The sequence below is a fragment of the Caproiciproducens sp. CPB-2 genome (genome assembly GCF_036287215.1).
In the GTDB taxonomy this organism is placed as follows: Bacteria; Bacillota; Clostridia; order Oscillospirales; family Acutalibacteraceae; genus Caproiciproducens.
Window position 1 is genome coordinate 3402833 of sequence record NZ_CP142860.1, and the last position, 23413, is coordinate 3426245.

The following is a 23413-nucleotide window of genomic DNA, read 5'->3' on the forward strand; positions in this document are numbered from 1 at the left end:
GGGACAGCAAAAGGAGCGGGGTTTCCCCCGCTCCCTGTATTACAGAACATAAATATTCATCCTGCGGTTTCCAAACTGCCGGCACTGCGCGACCGTGTTGAAGTACAGGTCGGCGACAATGCGCCCGTCCATTACCCCGCCGCCGGTATCCGCCGCAATGGCGTAACCGTAAACGACCTTGCCGTCCGGGGAACAGATATAAAGCCTGCTGCCGTAGGGGATGATCTTCGGATTGACCGCGACCAGGCCGAACGCCGCCGCCCGCCCGGTCGAGGTTCTTCCCCCGCCGGTGTAGCCGGTGCATTTTCCGGAAACGCATTTCTTATAGGAAACGGTCTTTCCGTTCTGGTCGGTGATCGTTCCGTTGCCGTTGATCACGGCGGCGCCCGCCGCTTTTTTCTTTGTTCCGACCAGGGTCACCTGATCGACCGGCTGTTCCAGCACGGTGGCGCTGACGACCTCGCTGGAGGCAACCTTCCCTTCCACCAGCTTCTGGCGGGTAACCACGGACTGGCTGCCGGCTTTGCCGGAAGTCTTGACCTTGATCTGCCCTTTATAAAGGCCGGCGCTGTTTTCGTTTTTGTTTTTGAACGCGACCGGCTGGATGCTGGTGATTTCCTGATAGGTCACCCTTGAGACGGAAATCTTCATTCCCTCGCCGACCGGGGCGTCCTTCTCCACGTTGACAATGTCCTCCGCGCCGAGCGAAACCCCGGCTTGCTCAAGCGCCTGGGCGACCGTGCCTTCGCCGACGAGCACGGATTTCGTCTGCCCGTCCGCGGTCATGCTGACGGTAAAATGTCTTTTCACCTGAATGTCCGTTTCCTGCGTAACCTTTTCAGCCGGCTTCGGAGTAACCACATCGTTTGCTTTCAGCGTTACCGCCGCCGTGGAAAGCGCCTTTGCCACCGTATCGCCGTAATGCAGCGTAACGGTTTTTACGTCGCCGTCCGCGCTGACATCCGCCTGAATCGCGGTTCTCACAGTGATGAGGATCTTCCCGTCCGGGGTCGGTTCGGGGCTGCGTTCAACAATATCGTTTTCGCCGGGCTTGACATTTGCCGCGGCAAGAATTTCATCCGTCCCATCCCTGTACAGCTGTACGGATCTCTTTTCTCCGTTATAATCGACCACTGCGTTGCGCGTTACCGCCGCCACCGTGATCACGGAACTGACCGTAATCACAATCATCATAGCCAGAGCAGCTGCTCTTTTCATCGAGGTTTGCAGCCAGGCCGTATTTCGTGTGAAAAATTGCATTTGTTCACCCTTTTCCCTGCTTCGGCAGGGTAAATATGGGCCTTGCCCACCACCTTGCCGAGCGTCAGTTTTTAGAGCATTGATCTAATGGCGTAATTATATTCACCTAATGCATAATTGTCAAATTATCATCGGTCGCAAATTTGTAGATATTGCACAAAGCCTTTCCAGCGAATATTCGGAAATTCCGCCTTAATTTTCTGCGTCCGCACAAATATTCCTTTTCTTGCGCTTTCAAAGAAACTCTTTTCTGTGCAAAATGCAAGAAAATCAAAGTTACAAACTTGTTACAAATATTACAGCATTGTTTACACTGTAAAGGATTGGGTTTTTTCGCCGCTTTTTCACCGTTTTTCTGAACGATCGGTTAAAATCAGCGGCTCTGCGCCTGAGTTTTTGGCTATTGTGAACAGTGTTTCAAAACCTGTCGTTTTTGATACAATTCCGCCTTTCCGCCGAGGAGCGGTCCAGGCCTGAAAAACCGGTTTTCGTTTATTTTCGCTGCCTGGATCCGGCGCCGAAAGACACAACGCAACCACACTATATATAGTATATGAAGGCCGTCCAAAAAGAGCGCGAACTCTGCCGGAAAAATGCTATATATAATGAAAAAGGACTCCGGTCATCCGGAGCCCCTTTACCGTACAATCAATCCTAAGTATCTCGACAGGTCGCAGGCCTGTACCGCAGTGACGGCCGCCCCCTGCAGCTCCGGCCCGGAGAGCAGGATTCCCGCGATTTCACAGGTTGTAAAATCGATCCCTTTGAGCGGCGCGTGAAGAAATTCCGACCGGGTCAGATCGCATCTCTGGAACCCGACCGACTTGAAGGCGCACAGCTGAAAACTCGCGTTTGAAAAGTCGCTTTCCGCAAAGAGGCAGCCTTTCATTTTCACCGAGGATAAATTCCCATAGGTACAGATGCATTTTTCTATGGCGACGCTTTCAAAAGACGACTCTGAAAAATTGACGCCCAGCATCTTGCAGTTCTCAAACCGTACCCTGCGCAGCAGGCACCTGGAAAAGTCGGCATTGGAAAGATCGCAGCCGCTGAAAACAACATCCGCAAAATACTGGTTGCCAAACCCGCTTTCCGCCAGACGGCAGTTTTCGAAAAAACACTTCAGAATGTCGGCGCCGCAGGCCGCCGTGCCGTTTTGCACCGCGTTCCGGAAGTGGTAGCCTTTCACGTCCCGTTCTTCCTCCTGTGCCTGCCAAACGGCTTCTTTCAGATTTCCCGATTCCGTCAACTGCTCCGAGAGCTTTGGTTCTTCCGTTTTTATCATTTCGTTTTCTTCACTCCTGTGAATTTTTTGTCCCTGCAATATTCATTTGCTCCGTTCCCCAGGCGGCCAGCTCGTTCAGCGCCGGCATCAGGCTCTCTCCCGACCGGCTCAGGGAATATTCCACGTGCGGCGGTATTTCCATGTACTGAACCCGTCGTACCAGCCCGCTTCCTTCCAGTTCCTTCAGGGACTGCGACAGCATCATGTTGGTGATTCCGCAGACGCACCGTTTCAGTTCATTGTACCTTAAAACGCCCTTGCAGCTGAGCGCCCACAGAATCGGAAGCTTCCATTTTCCGCCGATCAGCTGCAGGGCATACGTGACCGGGCATTGCCCAATCCTTTCTTCCTTTTCCATCCCGTTTCCCCCTATACTCAGAAAATTCTTCCTTAGTCATAAAAATCTGCATACTTGCATGATTCATTCTTTATTTTATAATAATATCATACAGAAACAAAAAGGAGCAATGATTATGGACGAAATTCTTCAATTTTTAACCGAAAATCCCACCTTTTACCTCGCCACGGTGGAAGGCAGCGTTCCCAAAGTCCGCCCTTTCGGGTTTGTCATGAAATACGACGGGAAGCTCTGCTTCTGCACCAACAACCGTAAAAATGTTTATAAACAGATGAAGGAAAACCCCCATATTGAAATCTCAACAACCAACAAGGACAGCGAATGGCTGCGCCTGAGGGGGAAGGCGGTTTTCTGCACCAGCAGGGAAAGCAAGCAGGCCGCGCTGGCGGCGGCGCCTTACCTTTCCAATCTATATCAGATTGACGACGGTATTTTTGAGGTTTTTTTCATTGATGAAGCGGAAGCCACTTTCAGCAATATGAAGGGCGAATCCAGAACCGTCCGGCTTTAACCGTACCTCCACGGGCCGTATTAAGGCCAAATGACAGGAATCAAAAGGTCCCCGCAGACAAGCTGCGGGGACCTTTTTGATCCGACGGAGCCGAACCCCTTGAAACAGAGAAAACCCGCACGGATACAACGCCGTGCGGGTAAAATCATCTGGAAAAGCCGCATTTATCGGCGTTTACCGTTGAATAACGTGAAGCAGCGTTTTGTGGTTTTCAACAGTTTGTTGCGACGGTTTTGCGGCAGATGCATCGCCATAAATATCATTTTCTGAGCTGAACATTATAGAATCCTGCCGTCGGATATGTACCATCGATATTTCCATTCAGATCCATTTCGACATTAAGCAACTTGACGCCGGATATATCGATATTAACGTCCTGTGGCAAGACACCTGCTGTGGCGGGATCGCTTTCATACTTATATAAAATTTGGATTTAGGATGCTCTTTTTTATAAGTTGAACAGCGTCTGCTTTTCCGCCGACAGGACAAACCGAAAAGGGCTGAACTCATGTGAACTTTTGATTCCTAATGTGGGTTTCAACACAAATTCCGGTAATCAGTTGCTATAGGATCCCCCGACAAGGCCGTTCAAAAGGCTGGAAGCATTATTCGTATATGATTTTGCCTCATTTAGCAGCGACGTCAACCCCGTCGGCAGATACTGCGGATAAACCTGCTTCACGACAAACAGCATGACCAACGTCAACACCGCGAAAGACAGGAAACAGACATAAACCGATTTATCTTCCTCGACGGCCGCAGTGCCATTCAGAGCCTCAAAAGTAAAGTACGGCTGCAGGAGCAAGCTCAGGCAAGCGAGCCCAATACCCAGCTTGAAGTTAATCCAGAGTCCCACAATGCCGAGCAGCAGCAGCGGGGCAGCTGCCAGACTGTTGGCGCCTGAAACGCAGAGCATGTGCCTGTATGTAGCCTGACCCTTGAAAATTTTGCTGAACACCAGCAGAATCCCTGCGAACAGCAAGGCTGCGGCAACCGCCAGAATCAGGGACAGGAAAAAGATTTTGCCCATCGGAAAATTGACCAGATTTGCAATATCGTCAGAATTTCCGAAGGAGTTCCCGCTCGACCGGCCAAAGATGGAACCGACGGCGAAGGAGATCCTTTGGAGCGCGTCTGCAAGGGCGGCGGTGATCTGGCTGCAAAAAGCATCCATAAACAGGCCAAACACGATTGCCTGTATCCCGATTAAACCCAATGCCGCGTTTGAGTCCGCAGAAGCGGCAAATGATCTCATCATCTGTGAAGGCGCTCGGAAAGACCGTTTGATCAAGCTCCAAAGCCCCTGGAGGTATCCTCCCGCCTTGCTGGCCGAAACAACGGCCTGCGCAACTTTTTCTTCCGTTTTGGAAGGTACCGCCCGCGAAGAAATATCCCGGCAGTGGCACTCTTCTCCTTCTTCCAAGGATCTGCCGCAATAAACACAAAACTTTGCCATATTAAATTTCCCCCTCAATAATAATTTCTGTACAGAGCAAGGCCGGTCGCATCTTCGATGAGCCATTTGCCGTCAATCAGCGTGTACGTAAAGGAAATCTCACCCTTATCCGTATAGGACTGCTGTTGAGGAGGCATCGTGGAATCCATATAGTTCGGCGACACCGCCGTATAAGCGTAATTGAAATCGGTCGTGAGTTTGATAAACAGGCCCGAATTTTCCCCGGAATCCAGAACTTGAGTGTTGAAATCAGAGACCGAGATGCTCTTGAATCCATTGTCGCTGTGGTCGCCCGCTGCTATTTGATCAAGAAGGCGATCATAGTTTTCTGACAAATAACTTTGTACGTTACTGTCGGAAATGAAAGAATTTTTGATGCTGTCAAAGCCCTTTCCGGCGACGGCAGACGCATAGATATCCTGAATGGTCTGCTGCGCCTGCTGAGACACCTGGTCCAGAATTGACTTTTTCACTTGCAAGCCACCTACCTGGGCATTCAGTCTATCGCCGTCAGCGGTAACATTTTCTGTATAGTCATCGGTATATGGCGAAGTGACCTTAAGCACATGGGTTCCGGCAAAAATATTTTTAATCTGGTAACTTACGGGCTGATTGTTTTGATCATTCGGGCTGCCTGAAGAATCCGAAGAAGAGTCCCCGGAGGAAACATCCTCCGCCTTGGCGGAATCAGGAATCTTTACGCCATCCAGATATGCAGTCGTCCCATAGGGCACCGTGATGTCTGCTTCAGGTGTGATATACCCTCCCGGAGAGACTTTCCATGTATCAAACAAAAAGAAGTTCTTTTGGGGTTGCTTAACCAGGATCACCGGCACGGTCTGCGGTTCCGTTTCCCCCTGCACGGTATACTGAACCGTGATGACCTTTGTCAGACCGCCAGCCAATAACGGATCCTTCATTTGATCGTCTGTTCCGTTCGACGTACCGCTCTTCAGTGTTTTTTCATCAAGGATGCTGTAATTGACAATTTTCTGCGCCCCCACGGATTTCTCCATCATTTTCGCAAAATTGGCCTCATTAATGAAATCACTTTCCGTAACATCCAGGAAAGGATAGGCCTTCGCCCAGTCCTTGGCCTGGATGGCCCCAAAATAAGTCTGAGCGCATTTTTCGGGACTGTTCATCTGCTTGGCAACATTGTAAAGAGCCGCGCACGCGACAATAAGCACCACGATAATTGCCATAGTAATTTTAGTAGATGTTTTCATCGGTGTTCCCGGCTTTACGGCAGCTGTACCGGACTGATAAACATAGGTGGGAGCCGCCGTATGGGAATCCTGTACAGGCGGCGAAAATCCGGCGTCGCTTTGCTGCGGCTGAGAGGCTTGGGCCTCTGAAAAAGCCTGCGAGACATCCGCGCCGCAGTTCGAGCAGAATACTGCGTCATCGTCATTTTTCGTTCCGCATTGTGGGCAAAACATGTTGAACGCTCCTTAATATATAAAATATGTGAAAGCCAAGTGCAAACAACGCTGCGTAAATCAACCGGCCGTTTATTTCATCGACTGTTTCGCATCATCGTAATCCCGAAACCCTTGTTCCTGCGCGATGTGGTCGGCCTGCCGCCTTTGAAAGTCAGGCTGGACATTCTTTTGATCGACTTCCCGCCTGACGTTTGCCGCCTGAACCGTTCTGTCCCCCAATTCGACGCCTGCCATAGAAAAAGATGCTTTAAATACAACTTTGAAAATCAAGAACACGACAATCAGCAACCCGCCGATGATTTGTAAGATCGTGAAGAAAACAATTCTCCCCGCATTGTTCAAGCTGCGGTTGCGGATCGCCAGAACAACGATTGGCAAAAGCATTGCAAGGACCATCGGAATAATTTCTGAGGCCTGCGGGGTCGAACCGTGTACCAGCAATAAGCCGACTGCGATAGGCAAGGCCAAAATTCCGAACATTAAAGCAAGGTTGCCGCCGCTGAACGGGTTATAGCCCGTCTCCGCATACACTTTTTGAGTATATCTGATCAGAGCTTTATACCCAAAAAGCAAAGCCACGATTCCAATAATCACCGCAATAATTAATCCCGTTTGCATTTTAATTTCCTCCTAAACATTTCCCTGATCTCTTATTCCTTTATATAAACATAAGGTGCTTAAACACCTTCATGATAGATTGAAAAAGCACGCTTTGAATTCTGATCTCAGCCGATTTTCTCAAAGCTCAGTCTGGCTTTTTTGGCAAAGGCTTCGGCGACCGTACCCGCGTACCCGCGAATTGTTTTGAGAGAATACATGCCGTTGCATAGATTATCCGGAATTTTCTTGATTGTGGACGGAAAAGTGATCGTCTCCATATTTTCACAGCCATAGAACATGCACTCACTAATTTCCGCGACGCCTTCCGGAATCACGACACCCTGCAGGCCCCAGCAATCGATAAATTCATCATCACCGAAGTACTGCGCTTTTTTAGGAAGCGTTATGGTACTGGTGTTCTTTGAGAACTTCGGATAATAGCGCTCCTCCCTGCCAAGCATGCCGTTGTCTTCCACACTGGTGATAACGTACACGTTGGTTCCGCATCTTCCAAACGCCTCATAACCGATATCCTGCACGCTGTCCGGAACCGTAAGTTCCGTAAGGCCGTAGCAGGAGAAAAACGCGTGGCCGCCGACCCTTGTAACCGTATTCGGAATGATAATAGAAGTAATTTTATGTGCGTCCTGCACAGCCTGCGAAAGAGCGGGGTCGGGCGTGTCCCCGTGAAGCTTCCAGCCCGTCAAGTCCTGACTGAACGCGGAATCCCCGATTTCCGTCACGCCCGAAGGGATGGTGACCTGCCCTCCATTTCCGACGTATTCCGCCAGAACGGTTCCGTCCATGATAAAATCGCCGCTGCGCGTATAGGAAGCCGGGCGGTTGGCCTTCTCCCGTGTAATCGGGATAAACTTCAGGCCATACTGCTTTGCGTACTTCTCCGCCGCCGAGCCCGACACACCGTAGATCGTAAGCGAATACAGCTGGGCATAATGGTCTCCGCTCGTACTCAGGTAAAACACATTTTTACCGAAGCTGGTAACGCTTTCGGGAATCACAATGGCGGTCAGGTTCGTATCCCCGGAAAAGGCACCCTCCTCAATGGAGGTCACACCGTTCGGAATATGGACATAAGCAAGGGAAGGACAGGAAGATAAAGCGCTTGGGCCGATAATTCTCAGGCTCGCGGGAAGCGTAACCCTTCTCAGGTTCTCGCAGCCTGCAAAACTGGCAGAACCGATCGTCTGCACCCCTTCCGAAACCACCGCAGTTACAAGATTCTTATTGACTTCAAAGGCGCCATCCGCGCTCTCCGCTGGATTGGTGATTATTTTGACACCTGACGGGGTAACGACATCTTTCTCGTTGCCGGTATAATGATAAAGAATACCGTTCGCTATTTCGAATCCACTGCTCTGCGCATTCGCTGCAAAGGCCTTCAGCGGTGCAGCCAATCCCAAAAGCAGCACCAGCGCCAAAGCCATACTGAGAAATTTTTTCACTTCAATATCCCCTTTTTTAAAATATTTTTGCTTTTCTAAGTAACAGGACAATTGAAAGAAGGGATTGGTTTTAATTGGAACGATATTTTTAAATTTTTCCCTTATGGCTTTGATAAAAAAAGGATTATGGTCTTTTGTGACTATAATTATTGTTTCAAGTCAACAAACGTAGAAGTTGGATCTGTCCCTGCCTGATCAGACCAATAATAATTCACAAAGTATTTTTCCTTCTCGACAGCAATACCCCAGCCACCTACTACTACATTCTCTTCCGGCGTACCCACCGAGCTGCCAAATACTGATTTTAGCTGCTGGTATGTCATGCCGCCTTTTAATTGGGAATCTATCGGATCATCTTTTTTTACAACAACTACAGTGATTTTTGTAGATGCCTCTGGCGGTATCACAGGAAAGATAAATTGAAACGGTGTTCTGTTGTCATGATATGCTATTACCGCACCCCCGCTATAATTTCCGGGGCTGTAATAATCCTTACCGAGTCTGTCCGACAGCTGTTGCAGCGTTAGCCCCAAATAATCAATTGCGTATCCGGTGGACATTTTCTCTGTGCCCGAACTTGTCGTCTGCGAGCTTGATGAAGGCGCGGTGCTGGATGTATTTTCAGAGGAAGTCGTTGAATCGGATTGACTGACTATATAAAAATCATACACTTCACCGACCTTCTTCGCTTCAAATGGCATATCCCCGGATATTAATGATTTTAAAGTAAGCGTCATGGGGGAAACATTAGGCCCTTCTTCGGTTTTAACCATTTCTTCCATAGTTGGGTCGTTCCAGTTCCATCCCACCGTGTAAATTCCTGAGCAATCTTTTGAAGAATCAGCCACCTGTTCTTTAGAATACTTCAGACTGACTGAAATATCATTGCCCCCGATCGTCTGAAAGGTTCCGTCGTACTCTTCGCGCTGCCAAGGCGCTTCCCCTATTGTCAGGCCGTCTTCTATCACCTTTTTATCACAAACAAATTTACATGTTCCATCCGGATAGAAGTAAGCACCTTCCTGTACTGCGAAGCCGTTTCCTTGATAAGCCCAGCCTTCAGTGCATAATTGAGCCATTAGCTCCGAATTCTGCTGCCCTTCCTGCTGACTGGAAGCCGCCGCTTCTTCCTCCGCCTTCTTTTTCGCCGCGGCCTCGGACGCGGCCTTCGCTTTTGCTTCGCTTTCCGCTTTCTGTTTCTGCTGCAAAACGATTGCCGCCTGCACAGCGTCGTTATGATGCTTTACCGCGAGGGCGGCCCCCGTGCCTGAACCGACAACGACGACCCCCGCTGCAATCAGGGCAATCAGCTTTGTCCGGGCAGACATGCCCGCAATTTTGGCAAGGATGCCCTTTGCCACAGATGCTTTTGTCGCCGTTCCGGTCGCGGAACTTTCCAACGCCGCAGAAGCCTGGTCGGCAATCGCCGCCTGACCCGCCGCCTCCGACCCCGCAGCGGCAGACGAAGCTGCCGTCCCTGCGGCGATGTTTGCCTCCTGTAAAGAATTGGCAAGAATGTATTTCGCCGTTTCGGCCGGCAAATCGTAGTTCCGAGAGACCATATGCAAAATTCGAGTGAGCATCGGGACCCCGGCATACAGCTTATTGCCCTGCCGCTCCTGCTCATCCACTTTCGCCCGAATCTGCTTTCGGGCATAGTTCAGCCTGCTTTTCGTTGTTCCTTCCGTTGTTTCCATAATTTTTGACACCTCGGAAAGAGGCAATTCGTCAAAATAGTACAGCATTACGGCTGTCCGCTGAGCATCAGGAAGATTTTCTATCATGCTCTTGATAATTTCGCGTTTTTCCGCCTGATCCACATATTCCTGCGGGAGAAAATTTTCGCCGACTTCCTCAATCGACCCAAGTACGGCATCTTCCTCTTCATTGTTCTGAAAAAGCATGGGCTTACGCTTTTTCAGGTTGTTCTTGCTGACATTCACCACAATCATTTTCAGCCAATTGATAAATGCTTTTTCGTCCTGCAGGCGTGCGATATTCTGGAACACTTTTATGTAGGTATCCTGTACCACATCTTCCGCATCGTCTTCATTCCGCACGATTCCCAGCGCCGTGAAATACACCATTTGCCGAGTGTCGTTGTAGATTTCCTCCAACGCATGGGAATTACCGGTCTTCGCTCTTTGCACGATTTCAACGTCCATCACTAACGCTCCTCAATGTTTACTTTTGATTATTCGCTAAGTTTTCCCTCTTTCCATATACAAAGACAATTATGAAAGGCCACCGGTTTTATTTTCATGACTTTATTTTTTCAGCCTTTTACTTAAAAAAAGATCCCGTTTGCTTTTCCCATCAGCCATTATCCAAAAAAACCGAATTTCCTGTTTGGCTTTAAACTGTTTATAATTTATTCATAAATTGTATTATATTCCTCATTTTTCCAATTTTCAACATAACTTAGTTTAAATATGAACTTTTTCTCTTTAAAATCGTTTCGGTTTTCATCAAAAAATTAGATTTTTCCTCTCTTACGATTTTTCGTGCCGGGAAATTTAATTTCCTGGTGTTTTTTGGCATATTTTACCTTTATCTGAGAAATTCGACCTGTGTCAAATTTGCGGCAAAAACAAAAATAAGCCCTTGCAAACACAATGTTTGCAAGGGCTTTTGAATGCTGAAATTATCTCTTTGAGAACTGGGGTGCGCGGCGGGCTGCTTTGAGGCCGTACTTCTTGCGCTCCTTCATTCTCGGGTCGCGGGTCAGGAACCCGGCCTTCTTCAGAACAGGACGCAGATTCTCGGAATCATACTGGAGCAGCGCTCTGGCAATGCCGTGGCGGATTGCGCCGGCCTGGCCGGTTACGCCGCCGCCGGCTACGCGGCAAACAACGTCGAATTTCTCATTTGTATTGGTAAGAACCAACGGCTGACGGACAATCAGCTTGAGGGTCTCAAGTCCGAAATAATCGTCGATGTTCCTGTCGTTGATGGTCACTTTACCGGTGCCCTGGTAAACCCTTACGCGGGCAACGGAGCTTTTTCTTCTGCCGGTTCCATAGAAATATGGTGCTTTCTCGTACATATTAATCCTCCTCCCTTACAGTTCCCAAGCCTGCGGCTTCTGAGCAGCGTGAATGTGTTCCGCGCCTTCAAACAGACGAAGTCTGGTCATGGCGGCACGGCCGATCGTGGTGCTGGGGATCATGCCTTTTACGGCAAGCTCCATTGCTTTGCAGGGCTTTTCACTCATAAGGGTGTCGTATCTGACAGCCTTTAAATGTCCGATATAACCGGTGTGGTGATAATAATATTTCTTTTCCGGTTTCTTTCCGGTCAGCACGGCGTCTTTGCAGTTGATGATGATCACATGGTCGCCGCAGTCAACGTGCGGAGCAAAGGTTACTTTGTGTTTTCCGCGGAGCAGAACGGCGGCCTGTTTGGCGACGCGGCCCAGCGGTTTGCCTGCTGCGTCGAGCACATACCACTTGCGCTCAACTTCGCCGGCCTTCGGCATATAGGTGGACATAGCTTATACCTCCTGAATTTTTATCTGAAAATATCACAAAACCCCGCCCTTTTGGCAGGGCTGCCTTTCTTAAAAAAGCGCGCCGAAAAACGGCGCAAAGGAATTGCATGTATGATACTACCACAGGAAAGCCGTCGTGTCAAGAGCAAAATACGATTATTTTAATTTAGTTGATGGTTTCCTCCTGTTTTCACCTGTTTTTGGCCTGTTTCTCGTTGTCACTCCCCCGTCATTTCATTTTTCAGGTGCTCTTTTGCCTATATTGTCAACCATATAATTAAATTTCAGGTTGACAATACAACAAATTCTGCCTATACTGAAAACAAATGAATTGATACGGGAGATGCTTATGAAAACAAAACAACTGACTTTGACCGCATTGTTTACCGCGCTTACCATTCTGTTCGCGCAGCTGATCCTTCCGCTGTCCTTCACCCCGGTTCCGCTGTCGCTTTCCCTTCTGCCGGTCTATCTTTCCGGCGCGATTCTGCCGAAGCGGTACGCCGTATACTCCCAGCTGGTCTACCTTCTGATCGGCGCCGTCGGCCTGCCGGTATTTGCCGGGTTCAAAGGCGGCCCGGGCGTGCTTTTCGGGCCAACGGGCGGATTCCTCATCGCCTATCCGCTGATGGCCTTTCTGACCGCGTGGATTCTGGAGCTCCTGAAGAAAAAGGCGCTTGCCTCCTGCGTCCCGGCCATGCTTGCCGCCCTTGCCGTGTGCTATCTGTGCGGCTCCCTGTTCTACGTGTTTGCAGGGCACGTCAGCTGGCTCAAATCCCTTTCCGCCACGGTTTTCCCGTTCGTGCTTTTCGATCTGGTCAAGGTCGCCGCCGCTGTTTTACTCGCCCCGGCGATCAACAAAGCGTTAACAAAAGCAAACCTAATACAAGCTGTATAACAGTTGTCCCCTTTTGGGCCATGCGGTCAGCACGCGCCTACGGCGACGCTCCCAGACAGTTATCTGTTGAATTGCGGCGATACGCGTCCGAAGGAACTCCTTCCGGCGCGGACCCTCCCGGCCCGAGAGCAAAATAAGACCCGTTATAAAGCCCTTTTCTTCGGATAGGGCTTTTTTTCACTGCGGATTTATCCAAAGCATAAAGATTAACTTATCATAAAAAAAGCGGTTGAAAATTCAGCCGCCGGAATCGCTATTGCATTTCCCTTCCTATGACCTGCGCGAGCGCGCCCACCTTTTGAAACAGGGCGGCGTAAGCCTCCGGGGTGAGCTGCTGCGCGGCGTCGCTCATCGCGGCCTTGGGGTTGGGATGCACCTCGATAATCAGCCCGTCGGCGCCCGCGGCGATTCCCGCGAGCGACAGGGACGTAATATACTTTGATTTTCCCGCCGCGTGGGACGGGTCGATAATAATCGGCAGGCTGCTGCGCTCCTTGACCACCGGCACGGCGGAAACGTCCAGCGTATTGCGCGTCGCGGTTTCAAAGGTACGGATGCCGCGCTCGCAAAGCACAACATTGTAATTGCCCTCGCTCATAATGTACTCCGCGGCGTCCAGCCATTCCTCCACGGTCGAGGAAATGCCGCGTTTGAGCAGCACGGGGATTTTAGAGCGGCCCACTTCGCGCAGCAGGCGGAAGTTCTGCATGTTCCGCGCGCCGATCTGCAGCATATCGCAGTATTTTCCCGCGGTGTCGATCTGGTCGTGCGCCACAATCTCGCTGACCACCTTCAGCCCGCAGGCATCCGCGGCCTTCCGCATCAGCTTCAGGCCCTCCTCCTCCATCCCCTGAAACGAATAAGGGGAGGTTCTGGGCTTGTAAGCGCCGCCGCGCAGGAAACGGGCGCCCGCCGCCTTCACGCCGACGGCCGCCTGTGTGATCTGGTCCTCGTTTTCCACCGCGCAGGGACCGGCCATCATCACCAGCTTCTTCCTGCCGATGACCTCTTCCCCAACCTGTACCACTCGTCCGTCCGGGCACATCTCCCGGCTGGCCAGCTTGTAGGAATGCATGATGGGGACGCATTTTTCAACGCAGTCCATCAGCTCAAAGTCAAATCCGCCGAGTTTCGCCTTATCGCCAAGGACGCCGACGATCGTCGCCTGGGAACCGGTGGAAAGGTTTGCGCCAAGGCCATGCTCCTTTAAGGCCTCTATGACTCTATCCACGTCCTGTTTCGTGGACCCGTTTTTCATTACAATAATCATGATTTCATACCCTTTTTTCCGCGTTATGGAAATTCTTTCCGCAATACGCTTTCATAACTTTATGCTTTAAACCGTTAAATTTATTATACCTTTTTTCCGAGAAAATTGCAAGTCCGGAATCCCCGGAGCATAAAAAAACAGCCACCCTATTGGGTGACTGCTTTATCATGTTGGCACCTTCCTATTGTCCCGGGCCGTTGCCAGCCAAGTATCTTCGGCACCAGTGAGCTTAACTTCCGTGTTCGGGATGGGAACGGGTGGACCCTCACCGTCATCAGCACCAACTTTTTTTCAGTTCTCGCGACGACTTGATAATAATACCACCGTCTCCGACAAAATGCAAGTGTTTTTTAAAAATAATTTAATTTTTTGTTACATGGGAGTAAACTCGATCCTATTTTGGACAGCTTTTTCGGTTCTTATACACCGAAAACACGGATTTTTAAGTCTTTTGCAAGCTTAACTGTTCATTTCGGCGGAACTCAGCATATTGCGGCAGGCGGCGAAAATCCCGATGGATACCAGCACATTGCTGATAAAAACCGGCAGCCCCAGCAGCGTCAGCGGGATATTTTCAACAAGGAGATAAAGCGCAAGGCTGATCCCCGCTCCCGGCAGCAGAAGGACAACCAGCATCAGCATGTAGGCGAACATCAGCAGCCCCTTGTTCACCAGCTGGCCGAATATCCGCTGGGAAAGGACATTCCCCGCGGTATAAATAAAGCCCATGGAAGCATAGAGCAGTGTGCAGACGATCGCGGTAACCGGGTTTGTGCGCAGCATGACGCCGAGCACGGCAAAAATGATCACACCGTCCACAACCGGCGTCAGAAGCGTCGTCAGGCTGGCCCAGAACAGCTTTGCGAACGGTTTTTCCGGTACCAGGTAAATATACGGCTTCATCAGCTCCAGCGTCCAGTCGCCGGCGGCATTGAAGAAGAACTGGATATAGCTGCTCATGCTCAGCGCGATCGCCAGAATCATGCCGCCGGGCATCCCGTCGTCCCCCTCTCCGGCGGTGATCGCCCTGAGCACGAGCGCCAGAATCACATTGATCACCAGCAGCACGATGCTGGTGGTGCGGAGGAACGGGATACGGTTTTTGCGTTTCATTTCACGGATATGCTTGAAGAAAAAGACGCTGGCTCCCCAACCGTGCCAGATGCCGGTATCCGTCACCCGGCGGGGCTGGGTGTTCAGGCTGCGGATTCCCGCCGACTTTCCGTTTTTCATCGACTGCTTCAATTCAAACGTGCTTTCGGTGGTCTGGAGCACATCCTCATAATAATCCGAATCGCTTTTGGCGAACAGAAGGATGCTCCCCGCAACCGCTGCCGCGTTCAAAGCCGCGAATACGGCGGCGCGCATGGTATCCCCGTTCATGATGGCGAACACCATGCCCTTGATCCATCCGACAACCGGCGCGAATTCCAGATACGGCGAGGCCAGCGCGGCGAAAAGCGACTGCTGGCTGGCGCCGTGGAACCAAAAATTGCTTAGGGCAAACGCCGCCATCATCGCGATTTCCGCGTACAGCACCGTTTTAATCCATCCTGTGCGCTCCGGGCGGCCGCTCGAGTAGCTGTAAACCAAAAGGGTAATCAGCTGAATGGTGAACACCATCAGCGCGATCCCGGCCACCAGCGCGACCATCTGCCAGACCGTAATCCCGAACAGGTTAATCGCCATTCCGGCGTAAAACATCAGAAAAATCATCATGAAGATGCTGGAGGCCATCTGCTTGACAAGGCCGTAGGCAAGGATTTTTTTAGGGGAAACAGGCGAGACGAACAGGAAATTCACATCGGACATTCTGAAAAACGTAGCCCCGCTTTTCAGCCCGCTCAGCACGCTGGGTACCGTAATCAAAAAGAGGATGGCAAAATAAACCCCGTGCAGGATCCCGATGTCCAGGTAGCTGCCGGGCGCGCGGACTTCCCGTTCCGTTCCATTTAATAAGTTGAGCCCCAGAATTACCGCCAGAAACAGATACAGAATCAGTCTTGCCGGGTGGTGCAGCAGGTCAATCACGGCGTTTTTGATTTCCTTCCGGATCAAATACAGTATCGCTCTCATCGCGCGTCCCCACCCGTCTGCGCGCCTTCCGTAATGGAGAAGAACAGCTGTTCCAGATCCTCGCCGGTGCTTTCTATTTCCGCGCGGGTGCGGACCGCGGCGATTTTTCCGTCCATCATAATCAGGGCCTTATCCCAAAAGTCCCGCACACTGTCCAGCATGTGCGTGCTGACCAGAATGGCACAGCCTTTTTCCCGCAGCTCCGTCAGCATGGTTTTCAGCTCCTTGATCGCGTGGGGGTCCAATCCGATCAAGGGCTCGTCCATCAGGACCACCTTTGGCTCCGGGAGCAGCGCGCAGCAGATGCTGAGCTTCTGCTGCATTCCCTTGCTCAGCTCCTTGCCCAGCTTCTTGCGCTTATCGTCCAGCTCCATGCGTTCCAGCAGCGTCCTGGCTTTCTCCTTCCAGTCCTCCACCTTATACGCACGCGCGATGAATTCCAGATGCTCGTAGACAGTCAGCGTTTCGATCGGCGCCGGTATTTCCGGAATATAGCCGAAATTTCGCTTTGCCTCCACAGTTTTATTCGGATATCCGCAGACGGCGATATTCCCGTTAAAGCGCAGCAGCCCCGCGATACATTTGATCGCCGTTGATTTCCCCGCGCCGTTGGGGCCGATCATTACCGCGATTTCGCCCGGATCCACCCGAAAATTCAGATGGTCGTTCGCCAATGTATTTCTGTATTTCTTTGTTAAGTCTAAAACTTCAAGCATTGCTGTCCTCCAAGCTTCTATTCGCGATTCTATCTGTTCGTTAATAATAAAACGCATTCCCTCCGAAGGAAGAGATGCTCACCACAAAAACCAAGCACACAATAACGGCAAGAATGGCCACGCCCGTCAGCGCAACGGCGATGGTAAGGAAAAGCTTTGCGCGGCGGGCCTGCTCTCCCGCCAGCGGATTCCTGCTCTGTGGGGATTGGTTCGGCGCTTTGCACCGCGGGCAGACCGCGTCATAAAAATAATGTCTGAAACCGCAGTTGGGGCACACGATATCATTTCTTGACGAATTTCGGATACAAAGATATATAATGCCCGGAATCAGACCCAAAAATCCAGTCAGAAGGCCCCACATCAGCGCGTCCGGATTCGCTTTCGCGCAGGCGTCATTGTAGGCGGCCAAAGCAAAAAGCACGCGTGCGGCAAGCGCAAATAAGCTGACAATCATGATCAAAGAAAGGACTTTAAAACCAACAAACGCCACGATTCCCGTTCCCCCGTCCGTATAGGCGTTCTGCTTTCGCCTCTCACCTGTATTAAAAGATTAATACAATGGTACGGGAAAATTCACTAAAAGTCAACCCCATATTCCTTTTGATATCCGCGAGGAAATCATTACCATGCAAATAAGGCTCATAATTTTATTATTGAATATAAAAAAAGACCTATCTGAATGATAGGTCTTATATTATACACTGAAACCCGGACTTCGCAGCCGGTACGCGCCTCCGGCGGTCAAACCGGAAAACAAGCGCTTACGCTGATGTTCCCTTTCAGACGCTTTTGTACACTGAAAACTGAATAAAGGGAGGGAAGCAGAGAGAGAAATAGAGGGTTGCCAAGAAAAATATGGTCAAGCCCTCGGCCTATTAGTACTGCCAAGCTGAATACGTTACCGTACTTACACACGCAGCCTATCAACCTTGTAGTCTTCAAGGGGCCTTACTAGCTTACGCTATGGGATATCTCATCTTGGAGCCGGCTTCACGCTTAGATGCTTTCAGCGTTTATCCGATCCGCACATAGTTGCCCAGCTGTGCCATTGGCATGACAACTGGTGCGCCAGCGGTGCGTCCATCCCGGTCCTCTCGTACTAAGGACAGCTCTCCTCAAATATCCTGCGCCCACGACAGATAGGGACCGAACTGTCTCACGACGTTCTGAACCCAGCTCGCGTACCACTTTAATCGGCGAACAGCCGAACCCTTGGGACCGAATACAGCCCCAGGATGTGATGAGCCGACATCGAGGTGCCAAACCTCCCCGTCGATGTGGACTCTTGGGGGAGATCAGCCTGTTATCCCCAGGGTAGCTTTTATCCGTTGAGCGACGGCAATTCCACTCTCATACCGCCGGATCACTAACTCCAACTTTCGTTACTGCTCGGGCCGTCACCCTCGCAGTTAGGCCAGCTTACGCGTTTACACTCAAAAGCACGGTTTCCGTCCGTGCTGAGCTGACCTTTGAGCGCCTCCGTTACTCTTTTGGAGGCGACCGCCCCAGTCAAACTGCCCGTCTAACAATGTCCCCCGGCCGGATTCACGGCCGCAGGTTAGAATTTCAGCAACTTAAGAGTGGTATCCCAACAGCGACTCCGCAAAGGCTGGCGCCCTTGCTTCTCAGTCTCCCACCTATCCTGTACATAAATTACCGAAACCCAATATTAAACTGCAGTAAAGCTCCATGGGGTCTTTCCGTCTTGTCGCGGGTAACCGGCATCTTCACCGGTACTACAATTTCGCCGGGCGGGTAATTGAGACAGTGCCCAGATCGTTACACCATTCGTGCGGGTCGGAACTTACCCGACAAGGAATTTCGCTACCTTAGGACCGTTATAGTTACGGCCGCCGTTTACTGGGGCTTCAATTCAATGCTTGCACATCTCCTCTTAACCTTCCAGCACCGGGCAGGTGTCAGCCCCTATACTTCATCTTGCGATTTGGCAGAGACCTGTGTTTTTGCTAAACAGTCGCCTGGGCCTATTCTCTGCGGCCACATTGCTGCGGCACCCCTTTTCCCTAAGTTACGGGGTCAATTTGCCGAGTTCCTTAACTACCCTTCTCCCGTTGGCCTTGGAATTCTCTTCCTATCTACCTGTGTCGGTTTGCGGTACGGGCGCCTCAGATATCCATAAGACTTTTCTCGCCCTGCTCTAAGCATACTTCCCTACTCTGATTTCGGTCCCTTACGCCCGGGTCAACCATCGCCCGGGTTATGCCCTTTGCAGGTGTCCTCTTACTTAAATCTTTTGGCGGCTACGGAATTTCCACCGTATGTGCATCGGCTACGCCTCTCGGCCTCACCTTAGCTCCCGGCTTACTTGGAGCGGACGAACCTTCCTCCAAAAACCTTAGACTTTCGGCCAATATGATTCTCACACATTTCTCGCTACTCATTCCGGCATTCTCACTTGAATAAAGTCCACCAGCGCTTCCGCTCTGACTTCACCCCTTATTCAACGCTCTCCTACCATTCCTTGCGGAATCCCAAGCTTCGGTATATGATTTAGCCCCGTTAAATTTTCGGCGCAGGGTCACTCGACCAGTGAGCTATTACGCACTCTTTTAATGAGTGGCTGCTTCTAAGCCAACATCCTGGTTGTCTGTGCAACCCCACATCCTTTTCCACTTAACCATATTTTGGGACCTTAGCTGTGGGTCTGGGCTGTTTCCCTTTTGACAACGAAACTTATCTCACGCTGTCTGACTCCCGTACATCAATTATCCGGCATTCTGAGTTTGATAGGTTTCAGTAGCCTTTCGGCCCCTAGACCATTCAGTGCTTTACCTCCGGTAATCTAATACGAGGCTAGCCCTAAAGCTATTTCGGAGAGAACCAGCTATCTCCGGGTTCGATTGGAATTTCTCCGCTACCCACACCTCATCCGCTACTATTTCAACAGGAGTCGGTTCGGTCCTCCATGGGGTTTTACCCCCACTTCAACCTGGACATGGGTAGGTCACCCGGTTTCGGGTCGAATACAACTGACTTCTTACGCCCTGTTCAGACTCGGTTTCCCTGCGGCTCCATCCCTTAAGGACTTAACCTTGCCAGTTACATTCACTCGCCGGACCATTCTACAAAAGGTACCCGATCACCCTTTGACGGGCTCTCGGTGCTTGTAAGCACAAGGTTTCAGGTTCTTTTTCACTCCCCTTCCGGGGTCCTTTTCACCTTTCCTTCACAGTACTCTTCACTATCGGTCACTGGGTAGTATTTAGGCTTGGAGGGTGGTCCCCCCATATTCCCACCGGGTTTCTCGTGTCCGGCGGTACTCTGGATACAGCTAAGCGCTTTCCTTTTTCGCATACGTGACTCTCACACTGTTTCGTTGGCCTTCCCATGCCATTCTGCTAAATTCCGGCGTCCATGTTGCTGTCCGAACCCCGGGAGTATTGCTACTCCCGGTTTGGCCTCTTCCGCGTTCGCTCGCCACTACTGGCGGAATCTCATTTGATGTCTTTTCCTCGCCCTACTTAGATGTTTCAGTTCAGGCGGTTCCCCTCATACACCTATGAATTCAGTGTATGATAACTGGACATGACTCCAGTTGGATTGCTCCATTCGGATATCTATGGATCAATGCCCACTTACGGCTCCCCATAGCTTTTCGCAGTTAGTCGCGTCCTTCTTCGGCTCCCAGTGCCAAGGCATTCCCCTTGCGCTCTTTGTAGCTTGACCATGTGTTTTTTCTTGGTTCTTCTTTAAAATTTGAAATTGTAGATTTTAAATCTAAAAATAACAAGTTATTTCTCGCTTAATATCTGCTTCTTCTTTATTCAGTTTTCAATGTACACGGCACACACGGTGTGTTTCTGTCACGCTTTACCCTTCAGCGATCTCTCGCTTACAGCACGCGTTCCTTCACACGCTCCCGTATGTATTTCCAGGTTCTTCGGAAGTATCTTCCGACCGTCCCGGGCACACAGTGCCTTTCGCCGCGGGCAAACCTGTTTTTTCAAACAGCTTTTCTCTCGCGGATTTGACTCTGTATGAATTGTGAATCCTTTGGGAGTATCTTTCGACTGTCCCGCCCGATTCCGCTTTTTTCCCGCTCTTTTCTTCACGGCGGGCCGTGCGTGCAGACTCAGTCTGCTGGTGGGCTTAAGTGGACTCGAACCACCGACCTCACGCTTATCAGGCGTGCGCTCTAACCGGCTGAGCTATAAGCCCATATTTCTGGCCAGAGGCTATCCGGTTATTCTTGTGCCCATATAGCCGCACACGCAGTGTGTTTCGTCACGCTTCAGCTTTCGGCAATCCCTTGCTTTCCGCACGCGTTCCTTGACACGCTTCCGTGATTTTTTGGCAAATCCTGATCCGCAGTTCTTTCCGCGTGCACCTATCTGACGTTTCCATCAAATCTTACCCGCGAATTGTCCGCGGCGACTCGCCGCTGGTGGAGATTAACGGGATCGAACCGTTGACCTCCTGCTTGCAAAGCAGGCGCTCTCCCAGCTGAGCTAAACCCCCATATACAGGTAGCTTCACTCAGGTGTTCTACCCTTGTTTCCACTTTTTTCTGAAAGCTCTCTTGCAGTTCCGCGCCGGGAGCCGGTTGTTACCGTCCCGCCACACCGGGGGCAATTTCCTGCTGCATTCCTGCGGCGGGCCATTGTCACCGGGCACTGCCCGGGGCCTTCAAAATTAAACAACGATTCGAATTATCTCTTCCGTAACTGACCTTGGATGTCTGACCAGCTTGTTTCAGCTGCCCATGTCTCCATAGAAAGGAGGTGATCCAGCCGCACCTTCCGATACGGCTACCTTGTTACGACTTCACCCCAGTCGCCAATCCTACCTTCGGCAGCGCCCCCCTTGCGGTTGGGCTACTGACTTCGGGTATTACCGGCTCCCATGGTGTGACGGGCGGTGTGTACAAGGCCCGGGAACGTATTCACCGCGGCATGATGATCCGCGATTACTAGCAATTCCAACTTCACGCAGGCGGGTTGCAGCCTGCGATCCGAACTGAGACTGTTTTTCAGGTTTTGCTCCACCTCGCGGTCTTGCTTCCCTTTGTTAACAGCCATTGTAGTACGTGTGTAGCCCAGGTCATAAAGGGCATGATGATTTGACGTCGTCCCCACCTTCCTCCGTTTTGTCAACGGCAGTCTGATTAGAGTGCTCTTGCGTAGCAACTAATCACAGGGGTTGCGCTCGTTGCGGGACTTAACCCAACATCTCACGACACGAGCTGACGACAACCATGCACCACCTGTCTCAACTTTCCCCGAAGGGCACCTGACGCATCTCTGCCTCGTTAGTTGGATGTCAAGACCTGGTAAGGTTCTTCGCGTTGCTTCGAATTAAACCACATACTCCACTGCTTGTGCGGGCCCCCGTCAATTCCTTTGAGTTTCAACCTTGCGGCCGTACTCCCCAGGTGGATTACTTATTGTGTTAACTCCGGCACGGAAGGGGTCAGACCCCCCACACCTAGTAATCATCGTTTACGGCATGGACTACCAGGGTATCTAATCCTGTTTGCTACCCATGCTTTCGTGCCTCAGCGTCAGTTAAAGCCCAGTAAGCCGCCTTCGCCACTGGTGTTCCTCCCGATCTCTACGCATTTCACCGCTACACCGGGAATTCCGCCTACCTCTACTTCACTCAAGCCCCACAGTTTCAAACGCAGTCTATGGGTTAAGCCCATATATTTCACGCCTGACTTGCAGAGCCGCCTACGCACCCTTTACACCCAGTAAATCCGGACAACGCTTGCTCCCTACGTATTACCGCGGCTGCTGGCACGTAGTTAGCCGGAGCTTCCTCCTTGGCTACCGTCATTTCTTTCGTCACCAAGGACAGAGGTTTACAATCCGAAAACCGTCTTCCCTCACGCGGCGTTGCTGCATCAGAGTTTCCTCCATTGTGCAATATCCCCCACTGCTGCCTCCCGTAGGAGTCTGGGCCGTGTCTCAGTCCCAATGTGGCCGTTCAACCTCTCAGTCCGGCTACCGATCGTCGCCTTGGTGGGCCTTTACCCCGCCAACAAGCTAATCGGACGCGAGTCCATCTTCCAGCGGATTGCTCCTTTGATATCCGGACCATGCGGCCCAAATATGTCATGCGGTATTAGCGTCCGTTTCCAGACGTTATCCCCCTCTGAAAGGCAGGTTACTCACGCGTTACTCACCCGTCCGCCACTAAATTAAGCTCAACACCCACCGTTCGGTAAGGCGTCTCCACCAAACAAAACGTTCGGTGTTAAACTTAATTCCGTTCGACTTGCATGTGTTAGGCACGCCGCCAGCGTTCGTCCTGAGCCAGGATCAAACTCTCTAAAATATTGTATATAATCGCCATTTTGGCGTTTATATCTTCTATCCAGAGTTTTTGATGAGCTCTAAATACGATACACTAAGCGTGTATTCTTGTTGTCTTTTTAAGTGTCAACCAACTTCGTCCGAAAGTACTTCCATACTCTCAATTTCATTACGGGTTCCTTAATTCTCTTCGTTGTTTAATTTTCAAGGTCCTGGTCGAAAACTCCGCTTCCGCTCTGTGTTTCTGCCGCTTCGGCTTTGCTTTCGCGCTTTGCGTCTTTCGTAAGGCGCTTGACTATAATACCAAATA

General features: G+C 50.8%; 16 protein-coding genes, 2 tRNA genes and 3 rRNA genes. 2 read left to right on the forward strand and 19 right to left on the reverse strand.

What is annotated here, in order from left to right; all coding sequences use genetic code 11:
• Window positions 1–39: 39 nt before the first annotated feature.
• The 3 genes from VXK30_RS16940 to VXK30_RS16950 all read right to left on the reverse strand — a co-directional run bounded on the left by VXK30_RS16940 (window position 40) and on the right by VXK30_RS16950 (window position 2903).
• Window positions 40–1218 carry a 3D domain-containing protein gene (locus VXK30_RS16940; RefSeq protein WP_275714634.1) on the reverse strand — a complete coding sequence of 393 codons (1179 nt, stop codon included), beginning with the start codon at window positions 1216–1218 and terminating at the stop codon, window positions 40–42.
• Between the two features lie 679 nt (window positions 1219–1897).
• Window positions 1898–2545 (reverse strand): pentapeptide repeat-containing protein, encoded by a 648-nt coding sequence (locus tag VXK30_RS16945; RefSeq protein WP_275714635.1) that lies wholly within the window; start codon window positions 2543–2545, stop codon window positions 1898–1900.
• 10 nt (window positions 2546–2555) lie between these two features.
• The gene (locus VXK30_RS16950; RefSeq protein ID WP_275714636.1) at window positions 2556–2903 is read right to left on the reverse strand and encodes a winged helix-turn-helix transcriptional regulator; all 348 of its coding nucleotides are present in this window, start codon (window positions 2901–2903) and stop codon (window positions 2556–2558) included.
• A 115-nt stretch (window positions 2904–3018) separates the two neighbouring features.
• Here VXK30_RS16950 and VXK30_RS16955 point away from each other — a divergent pair, with 115 nt between their 5' ends.
• Entirely contained in the window at window positions 3019–3414 is a 396-nt protein-coding gene (locus VXK30_RS16955; protein WP_275714637.1) for a pyridoxamine 5'-phosphate oxidase family protein, read from the forward strand.
• 556 nt (window positions 3415–3970) lie between these two features.
• Here VXK30_RS16955 and VXK30_RS16960 read toward each other — a convergent pair.
• The 7 genes from VXK30_RS16960 to rplM form a co-directional block, all read right to left on the reverse strand.
• The gene (locus tag VXK30_RS16960) at window positions 3971–4870 is read right to left on the reverse strand and encodes a hypothetical protein (protein WP_275714638.1); all 900 of its coding nucleotides are present in this window, start codon (window positions 4868–4870) and stop codon (window positions 3971–3973) included.
• A 14-nt stretch (window positions 4871–4884) separates the two neighbouring features.
• Window positions 4885–6312 (reverse strand): zinc-ribbon domain-containing protein, encoded by a 1428-nt coding sequence (locus VXK30_RS16965; RefSeq protein WP_275714639.1) that lies wholly within the window; start codon window positions 6310–6312, stop codon window positions 4885–4887.
• 72 nt (window positions 6313–6384) lie between these two features.
• Window positions 6385–6933, reverse strand: a complete 549-nt coding sequence (locus VXK30_RS16970) for a hypothetical protein (RefSeq protein WP_275714640.1) — start codon at window positions 6931–6933, stop codon at window positions 6385–6387.
• Window positions 6934–7040: 107 nt separating this feature from the next.
• Window positions 7041–8378, reverse strand: a complete 1338-nt coding sequence (locus VXK30_RS16975; RefSeq protein WP_275714641.1) for a leucine-rich repeat domain-containing protein — start codon at window positions 8376–8378, stop codon at window positions 7041–7043.
• A 146-nt stretch (window positions 8379–8524) separates the two neighbouring features.
• Window positions 8525–10543: an RNA polymerase sigma factor gene (locus VXK30_RS16980; RefSeq protein ID WP_275714643.1), complete on the reverse strand. Its 2019-nt coding sequence runs from the start codon at window positions 10541–10543 to the stop codon at window positions 8525–8527.
• A gap of 479 nt (window positions 10544–11022) precedes the next feature.
• Window positions 11023–11424 (reverse strand): 30S ribosomal protein S9, encoded by a 402-nt coding sequence (gene rpsI, locus VXK30_RS16985; protein WP_275714645.1) that lies wholly within the window; start codon window positions 11422–11424, stop codon window positions 11023–11025.
• Between the two features lie 15 nt (window positions 11425–11439).
• Window positions 11440–11868 (reverse strand): 50S ribosomal protein L13, encoded by a 429-nt coding sequence (rplM, locus tag VXK30_RS16990; RefSeq protein WP_275714647.1) that lies wholly within the window; start codon window positions 11866–11868, stop codon window positions 11440–11442.
• Window positions 11869–12217: 349 nt separating this feature from the next.
• On the opposite strand from rplM, the gene VXK30_RS16995 reads away from it, so the two are divergent.
• On the forward strand, window positions 12218–12766 hold the full coding sequence (locus tag VXK30_RS16995; RefSeq protein ID WP_275714649.1) for a biotin transporter BioY: 549 nt from the start codon (window positions 12218–12220) through the stop codon (window positions 12764–12766).
• 253 nt (window positions 12767–13019) lie between these two features.
• Here VXK30_RS16995 and aroF read toward each other — a convergent pair whose 3' ends face one another.
• The 9 genes from aroF to VXK30_RS17040 form a co-directional block, all read right to left on the reverse strand.
• Window positions 13020–14036: a 3-deoxy-7-phosphoheptulonate synthase gene (gene aroF, locus VXK30_RS17000; protein WP_275714650.1), complete on the reverse strand. Its 1017-nt coding sequence runs from the start codon at window positions 14034–14036 to the stop codon at window positions 13020–13022.
• A gap of 168 nt (window positions 14037–14204) precedes the next feature.
• Window positions 14205–14321, reverse strand: a 5S ribosomal RNA gene (gene rrf / locus VXK30_RS17005).
• Window positions 14322–14495: 174 nt separating this feature from the next.
• Window positions 14496–16112: a putative ABC exporter domain-containing protein gene (locus VXK30_RS17010; protein WP_275714652.1), complete on the reverse strand. Its 1617-nt coding sequence runs from the start codon at window positions 16110–16112 to the stop codon at window positions 14496–14498.
• Entirely contained in the window at window positions 16109–16828 is a 720-nt protein-coding gene (locus VXK30_RS17015) for an ABC transporter ATP-binding protein (RefSeq protein ID WP_275714654.1), read from the reverse strand. Before VXK30_RS17015 ends, VXK30_RS17010 begins: the two co-directional genes overlap by 4 nt.
• A 40-nt stretch (window positions 16829–16868) precedes the next feature.
• Window positions 16869–17318, reverse strand: coding sequence for a zinc ribbon domain-containing protein (locus tag VXK30_RS17020; protein ID WP_275714656.1), 450 nt, complete (start codon window positions 17316–17318; stop codon window positions 16869–16871).
• 365 nt (window positions 17319–17683) lie between these two features.
• A 23S ribosomal RNA gene (locus VXK30_RS17025) occupies window positions 17684–20515 on the reverse strand.
• Between the two features lie 415 nt (window positions 20516–20930).
• Window positions 20931–21007, reverse strand: a tRNA-Ile gene (locus VXK30_RS17030).
• A gap of 224 nt (window positions 21008–21231) precedes the next feature.
• A tRNA-Ala gene (locus tag VXK30_RS17035) sits at window positions 21232–21307 on the reverse strand.
• 256 nt (window positions 21308–21563) lie between these two features.
• Window positions 21564–23125 (reverse strand): 16S ribosomal RNA (locus VXK30_RS17040).
• Together the 16S and 23S rRNA genes with 2 tRNA genes alongside form the textbook arrangement of a ribosomal RNA operon.
• Window positions 23126–23413 lie beyond the last annotated feature (288 nt).